4 protein-coding genes are annotated in these 7,118 nt (G+C 57.2%); all 4 read left to right on the forward strand.

The genetic code is table 11. From position 1 onward, the window contains the following. Positions 1-121: 121 nt before the first annotated feature. The 4 genes from HWE17_RS28055 to HWE17_RS28070 are packed head-to-tail and all read left to right on the forward strand — an operon-like array spanning position 122 to position 6,757. Positions 122-1,564 carry a DUF3375 domain-containing protein gene (locus HWE17_RS28055; protein ID WP_369681789.1) on the forward strand — a complete coding sequence of 481 codons (1,443 nt, stop codon included), beginning with the start codon at positions 122-124 and terminating at the stop codon, positions 1,562-1,564. 47 nt (positions 1,565-1,611) lie between these two features. Beyond that, positions 1,612-2,160, forward strand: a complete 549-nt coding sequence (locus tag HWE17_RS28060) for a DUF4194 domain-containing protein (RefSeq protein ID WP_255206426.1) — start codon at positions 1,612-1,614, stop codon at positions 2,158-2,160. Then, positions 2,157-5,555, forward strand: a complete 3,399-nt coding sequence (locus HWE17_RS28065) for an ATP-binding protein (RefSeq protein ID WP_176391064.1) — start codon at positions 2,157-2,159, stop codon at positions 5,553-5,555. The genes HWE17_RS28060 and HWE17_RS28065 overlap by 4 nt, the downstream gene beginning before the upstream one ends. A 5-nt stretch (positions 5,556-5,560) precedes the next feature. Continuing rightward, positions 5,561-6,757 carry a DUF3322 domain-containing protein gene (locus tag HWE17_RS28070; RefSeq protein ID WP_255206427.1) on the forward strand — a complete coding sequence of 399 codons (1,197 nt, stop codon included), beginning with the start codon at positions 5,561-5,563 and terminating at the stop codon, positions 6,755-6,757. Positions 6,758-7,118: the final 361 nt, after the last annotated feature.

Here is a 7,118-nt window from a genome sequence, read left to right on the forward strand (position 1 = left end):
TCGTCTGTAGAAATCTGGGGTCAGACCCCCGTCACTGTTGGCAATGAACTCTGCGTTTGCGGCATTGAGGGTCTGACCCCGGGTGTTCAATGCTAAAGTGCTGCATACTTTATAAAAACGCATGCCGATGGATTATCAACAGCTCTCAGCCCAGCGGCGCAGCCATCCGGCGTGGCGCCTGCTTGCCGCCGATCATGCACCGATGATCGCCAGTTTCCTGCATCGTCATTTTATTGCACCCAATATCCGCACCATCGCGCGCCAGCAACTGGCATCGCATCTGGACGACCATCTGTACCATCTGCATGAACTGGCTGGCGAGGTGTTGTTTCCCAAAAGCGCGACCGCGTATCTGGACGACTGGGCTTCCGACGAGCGGGGCTGGCTGCGCAAATATTATCCGAGCGGCCAGGATGAACCCCACTATGATCTGACGTCGCCGACCGAACAGGCGATCGCCTGGCTGCTCGGCCTGGGGCAGCGCCAATTCATCGGTACCGAATCGCGCCTGATGACGGTATTCGATTTGCTGCGGCAGATTATCGATGGTACGGAATTGAATCCCCGTACTCGTATCGCCGAGCTGCAAAAACGCAAGGCGGCGATCGATGCAGAAATCGGACAGATTGCCCAAGGACGGCTCGACATGATGGAGCCTGGTCAGGTACGCGAGCGCTTCCTGCAAATGTCGTCCACTGCACGCGAGCTATTGTCCGATTTTCGTGCCGTGGAACATAATTTTCGCAGCCTGGATCGCTCGGTGCGTGAACGTATCGCCGCATGGGAAGGCAACAAGGGCGAATTGCTGCAGGAAATTTTCGGCAAGCGCGATGTGATCGCCGATTCCGATGAAGGCAAGAGTTTTCGCGCCTTCTGGGATTTGTTGATGTCGCCATCTCGCCAGGATGAATTGACGGCGTTGTTGAATGCGGTAATGGCGCTCGATCCGGTACGCGAACTGGCACCCGATGGCCGCTTGCTGCGTATTCATTATGACTGGCTGGAGGTGGGCGAAGTGACGCAGCGTACGGTGGCCCGTTTGTCGGAACAGTTGCGACGCTATCTCGACGATCAGGCCTGGCTGGAAAACCGCCGCATCATGCGGTTGATACGCGACATAGAAAAAAAGGCGCTCGATGCGCGTGCGGTGGTCGAGCATGCCGCTTTTATCGAGATCGATGCCGCCGCACCGAATGTGCTGGCGCCGATGGATCGCATCTTGTTTACACCGCCCTTCAAACCCGTCATTTTGCATGGCGTGCTCGATGAAGCCGCCGAACCGGTGCCGTCGGATGCCTTGTTCGAGCAGGTCCATGTCGACCGCCTGAAACTGGCGTCGAATATCCGGCGCGCGCTACAGCAGCGCAAGCAAGTGTCGCTCGCCACGCTGATCGCCGAATATCCGCTCGAGCAAGGCCTGGCGGAACTGGCCACTTATATGAGCCTGGCGACGCAGGAATTGCCAAGCGTGATCGACGATACGCAAGAAGAGACGATACACTGGAGCGATGCGCAGGGTCGTGCGCGGCTTGCCACCGTACCTCTTCTTATTTTCAGTGCATGATGAATTCATCCAGCGAAACTCATTACAGCCAGATCCTGATCGCCTTGATGCAAGGCGTGTTGTACCAGGAAAACGATGTCGCCTTATGGCAGCCACTGCTGCTGTTGCAAGCGCGCGTGCGCGATTATTACCAGCAAATCGGCCTGGAATTGATACTCGACGAAGCCGAGGGCTATGCCTATCTGCGCCAGCGTGCCACACCGGAAGGGGAAGTTGCACTACCGCGTCTGGTGCCTCGGCGCCAGCTCAGTTATCCGGTCAGTTTGATCCTGGTGCTGTTGCGTAAAAAGTTGGCGGAGTTCGATAGCCATGCTGGCGATACGCGTTTAATTGTCAGCCGTGAGCAGATCACCGAACAATTGCGCCTTTTCCTGCCCGATACCGCCAATGAAGCGCGTTTGCTTGACCGCATGGAGACGCATTTGAATAAAGTGGTCGAACTGGGCTTCCTGTATCGTTTGCGTGGACAGGATCAGCAATTTGAAGTGCGGCGCATTTTGAAGGCGTTTGTCGACGCGCAATGGCTTAGCGATTTTGAACAACGCCTGAACGATTACGTCAGTCATGGCGCGGGACTGTCGGAGGATGCGGAATGACGGCGCGGGATCATGAGGGCGGCGTAAGTTCCCAATTAGATTTTGCGGAACCGGCGCCACTTGAACGTGCGGGCTTCCGCCTGCATCACTTCGAAGTCCTGAATTGGGGGACCTTTCATGCGCGCGTGTGGAAACTGCATCCGGGCGGCGACAATCTGCTGCTGACCGGCGACATCGGTTCGGGAAAATCGACGCTGGTCGACGCGATTACCACCTTGCTGGTTCCCGCTCAAAAGATTTCCTATAACAAAGCCGCCGGTGCCGACGCGCATGAGCGCAGCCTGCGTACCTATGTACTTGGCCATTACAAATCGGAACGCGGTGACACGGGCAGTACGGCGCGCGCGGTGGCCTTGCGCGACCAGAATACCTATGCCGTGATCCTTGGCGTGTTTTATAACGAAGGCTACGATCAGACGGTGACCCTGGCGCAGGTCTTCTGGCTCAAGGATGCGCGCGGCCAGCCCGAGCGTTTTTATGTGGTGGCGGACAGCGCCTTGTCGATCGTGGATCAGTTCGCTGGCTTCGGTACCGATATCACCCAGCTGCGCAAGCGCCTGCGCGCCAGCAAGGGTATAACCCTATACGACAGTTTTCCACCGTATGGTGCCGATTTCCGCCGCCGCTTCGGCATCGGCAATGAACAGGCGATGGAGTTGTTTCACCAGACGGTGTCGATGAAATCGGTCGGCAACCTGACCGACTTCGTGCGTGAGCACATGCTTGAAGCATTTCCCGTCGAAGAGCGGATTGCCGCCCTGATTGCCCATTTCGATGATCTGCATCGCGCGCACGAAGCTGTACTCAAGGCGAAGCAACAGATCGAGCAATTGCTGCCGCTCACTGCCGATTGCGCACGCCATGCCAGCTTGCAGCAGCAGGATGAGCAGTTGCGCGGCTGCCGCGAAGCGCTGCGGCCGTGGTTTGCTGCCTTGAAAAGTGAGTTGCTGAAAAGTCGCCTGGAGCAACTGGTGCTGGAACTGGAAAAAACCGCCGCGCGCCTGCAGCGGCTGCAACAGCAGCGCGGCGAACAAGGCCTGCGCCGCGATGAAATACGGGAAGCCATTTCCGCCAACGGCGGCAATCGCCTGGCGCAGATCGACGCCGAGATCGCGCGCCGGCAAACGCTGAAGGATGAGCGTGCGCGGCGCGCGGCGCTCTACGAGCAATTGGCGCAAGCGCTGGGCTTGCCTGGTGCTGCCGATGACGAAGGCTTTCGCGCCAATTTGCGTGCTATCGACAGTGGCCAGGCGCAATGCGTTGTGCAGCGCGACGAGTGCCAGAACACCCTGACAGAGGCGGGTGTCATGGTGCGCGAACTGGGCGCCAGCCATGGCGAGTTATCGGCGGAGCTCGCATCGTTGCGCCAGCGCCGCTCGAATATTCCAGGCCAGATGCTGAAACTGCGTGACTTGCTGTGCGGCGCGCTTGATCTCGATGGTGATGAGCTGCCCTTTGTTGGCGAGTTGATCCAGGTACGCGACGATGCTGGCGCGTGGGAGGGCGCGGCCGAACGTTTGCTGCACAATTTCGGCCTGGCGCTGCTGGTACCGGAAGCCCATTATGCGGCGGTGGCGGCATGGGTGGACCGCAGCCATCTTGGAGCGCGCCTGGTGTATTTTCGGGTACGCGCGGTCAATGTGCCGGAAGCACGGCCGCTGCATCCGGACTCACTGGTGCGCAAGTTGTCCATCAAGCCTGATTCGGCGTTTTATCCATGGATCGCCGGTGAACTGGCGCGGCGTTTCGACTACGCATGCTGTGAATCGCTGCAGCAATTCCAACGTGAAAAATTGGCCATCACGCACAACGGCCAGATCAAGGCGGGTGGCGAGCGCCATGAAAAGGATGACCGTCATCAGTTGCAAGACCGCACCCGTTATGTGCTGGGCTGGACCAACCAGGCCAAGATCGCGGCGCTGGAAAAGCAAGCGCGTGATTTGTCATTGCGCATCACCGCCCATCGTGCTCGCATCAGTGCACTGGGCATTGATGTCAAAACGCATCAGGACCGCCTGGGTCACTGGCAGCAACTGGCGGTGTTCCAGCATTTCGACGAACTGGACTGGAAGCCCTTGCTGCTGGCGATCGAACAATTACTGCGTGAAAAAGAGGCACTGGAAGCGGCGTCCGACCTGCTGCAAGAGCTGCAGGGGCAGCTTGAGGCGTTGACGCAAGCGCAAGCCAAAACGGATGACGACATTAGCCGCCACACCACCGAGCACGCCAGACTCAGCGAACGCCAGGAGCAGGCCAGCGGTCACTTGGGCGATTGTGCACAGTTGCTGGACGCCACGCCGTCGCACGCGCGTGAGCTGTATTTTCCCTTGCTGCAGCGGCTACAGGGGGAAGCGCTGGGCGAGCACAAACTGACGGTGGAGTCGTGCGACAACCGTGAAAAAGACATGCGCACTTTCTTGCAGGCGCGTATCGATGCCGACAGCAAGAAAATCGCCAGTTTGCGCGATCGTATCATCAACGCCATGAGTGATTACGTCACGGCGTGGCCGCTCGATACGCGTGAAGTCGATGTCAGCATCAATGCCGCTGGCGAGTTTGGCAAGATGCTGGCGGCACTGCAGGCCGATGACTTGCCACGCTTTGCGCAGCGCTTCAAGGAATTGCTCAATGAAAACACGATACGCGAAATTGCTGGCTTTCAATCACAGCTCAAGCGCGAACGTGAAACCATACGCGAACGTATCGATATCATCAACCGCTCGCTGCACGATATCGATTACAACCCCAACCGCTATATCGCGCTGGAGGCCGAGCCCAACCTGGACGCTGACCTGCGCGATTTCCAGGCCGACTTGCGTGCCTGCACGGAAGGCGCGCTGACGGGATCGAGCGATGAAGAATATACGGAAGCCAAATTTATGCAGGTCAAAACGATTATCGAGCGCTTCCGTGGCCGCAGCGGGAGCGCCGAGGTGGACAAGCGCTGGACGCGCAAGGTGACCGACGTGCGCAACTGGTTTGTGTTTTCGGCCTCCGAGCGCTGGCGTGAAGATGACCGCGAGCATGAACATTACACTGATGCAGGTGGCAAGTCCGGCGGTCAGAAAGAAAAGCTGGCCTATACCGTGTTGGCCGCCAGTCTGGCATACCAATTCGGCCTGGAGTGGGGCGTCGTGCGTTCGCGATCCTTCCGTTTTGTCGTGATCGATGAGGCGTTCGGCCGCGGCTCGGATGAGTCCGCGCGCTATGGGCTGGAACTGTTCAAGCGCATGAATCTGCAATTGCTGATCGTCACGCCGTTGCAAAAAATCCATATCATCGAACCCTATGTTGCCGGCCTGGGCTTCGTGCATAGCGAAGAGGGCCGGCAATCGATGTTGCGCTGCCTGAGCATCGAGCAGTACCAGGCCGAGCGCCAGGCTCGCGGCGCATGAGTGCCATGAGCAGCAACTGGACCACGCCGGCCGACATTCGTACACAGTTACTGCGCCTGTGGGACAGCGGTCGCCTGCTGGCTGCGCATGTCAATCAGAGCGCGCTGTTTCCTTTGCACCTCAATCTGCGCCAGCCAGCCTCGGCGCACCTGGGCGAGCAATTCGATGAAGTGCGGCGCTGGATACGCCAACTTGACGAAGGCAGCAAGAGTCACAAGGGCTACGGCTACACCATCGAATGGCGTGATATCAATCATCGTCAGTTGGGGCGCAATCGCATGCCGGCTGGCTTGATCGTGGACGAAGAGGGCGACGCCTTGCGGCTGATCGGACAAATGGCGGAGAAGCGGCGTTTCGAGCAATTGCTGACGCTGACGCTGCAGGTTTTTCCTGCTTTGGCTGGCTGGATCGCGCGCCGTCCGATGCTGTTGCTCGAGCACGCGCCCGCATGGGAGCGCATCGTGCTGATTTTGCAATGGTTTGTGGCGCATCCACGTCCGCAGCTTTACTTGCGCGAACTCGACATCGCTGGGGTGGATGGAAAATTCATCGAAACGCGCAAGGCCTTGCTGGCGGAATTACTGGATCAGCTAATGCTGCCCGAGGCGATCGACGCGCAGGCCGTCGGGGCGCGCCAATTTGAAACGCGTTATGGATTATTGAGCAAACCGGTATTGATACGTTTTCGCCTGCTCGATCCACGTCATTATATCGCTGGTTTGTCTGACCTGAGCGTACCGGTAGCGCAGTTCGCTGCCTTGCATGTCAATGTAAAACGCGTCTTTATTACCGAGAATGAAATCAATGGCCTGGTATTTCCGGAGGTTGAAGACAGCATGGTGATTTTCGGCGGCGGTTATAGTGTCGAACGCCTAGGCGATGTGCCCTGGTTGGCTGACAAGGAAGTAATTTACTGGGGCGATATCGATACGCACGGTTTTGCCATTCTGGATCGCTTGCGAGCATACTTGCCGCAAGCACGCTCCATGCTGATGGACATCGCGACCCTGGAAGCGCACCGCTTGTTGTGGGGAAGTGAAGAGCCGCATAAACGCCACGGTGGTAATCTGACCCGCTTGACACATGAGGAACTGGCGCTGTTTAAAATACTGCATGAACATGCTTTGGGCGAGTGCCTTCGCATGGAGCAGGAAAGACTGGGTTTTCGCTGGGTCAGGACAGCGATACAAAACATTGACTAATAAATCTTGGATGAAAGACTTGCTGCTATCGCGGCGTAGGGCTATAATTCGCCCCCTCGCTGAACGACGCATGCAAATGCAGAGTAAAGCAGGGTGGAAAAAGAAGATTGACGAAATGCTGCAAACGCTTTATACTCTTCCTTCTTCGCAGCTGACAAACACAACGCTTTGTCGATAGCGCGAAAGCAGTACCGAATACAGTTCTTTAACAATTAACAGTCGATAAGTGTGGGCATTTGATGTAAGTGCAGCGTCAATTTTCGGATTGGCGTCTAACTTAAAATATCAAATGTTCACAAGAAATAATGAAATAGGATACTTCTTCGGAAGTGGCCTGTCAGTTTTTTGAGTGAGCGACCCG

The sequence above is a fragment of the Janthinobacterium sp. BJB401 genome, from assembly GCF_013372745.1.
GTDB classification, from domain to species: Bacteria; Pseudomonadota; Gammaproteobacteria; order Burkholderiales; family Burkholderiaceae_D; genus Janthinobacterium; species Janthinobacterium rivuli.

Coding starts and splice junctions, on each gene's coding strand:
- HWE17_RS28070 (WP_255206427.1), top strand. CDS start 5,561: ATGAGCAGCAACTGGACCACGCCGGCCGACATTCGTACACAGTTACTG.
- HWE17_RS28065 (WP_176391064.1), top strand. CDS start 2,157: ATGACGGCGCGGGATCATGAGGGCGGCGTAAGTTCCCAATTAGATTTT.
- HWE17_RS28060 (WP_255206426.1), top strand. CDS start 1,612: ATGCAAGGCGTGTTGTACCAGGAAAACGATGTCGCCTTATGGCAGCCA.
- HWE17_RS28055 (WP_369681789.1), top strand. CDS start 122: ATGCCGATGGATTATCAACAGCTCTCAGCCCAGCGGCGCAGCCATCCG.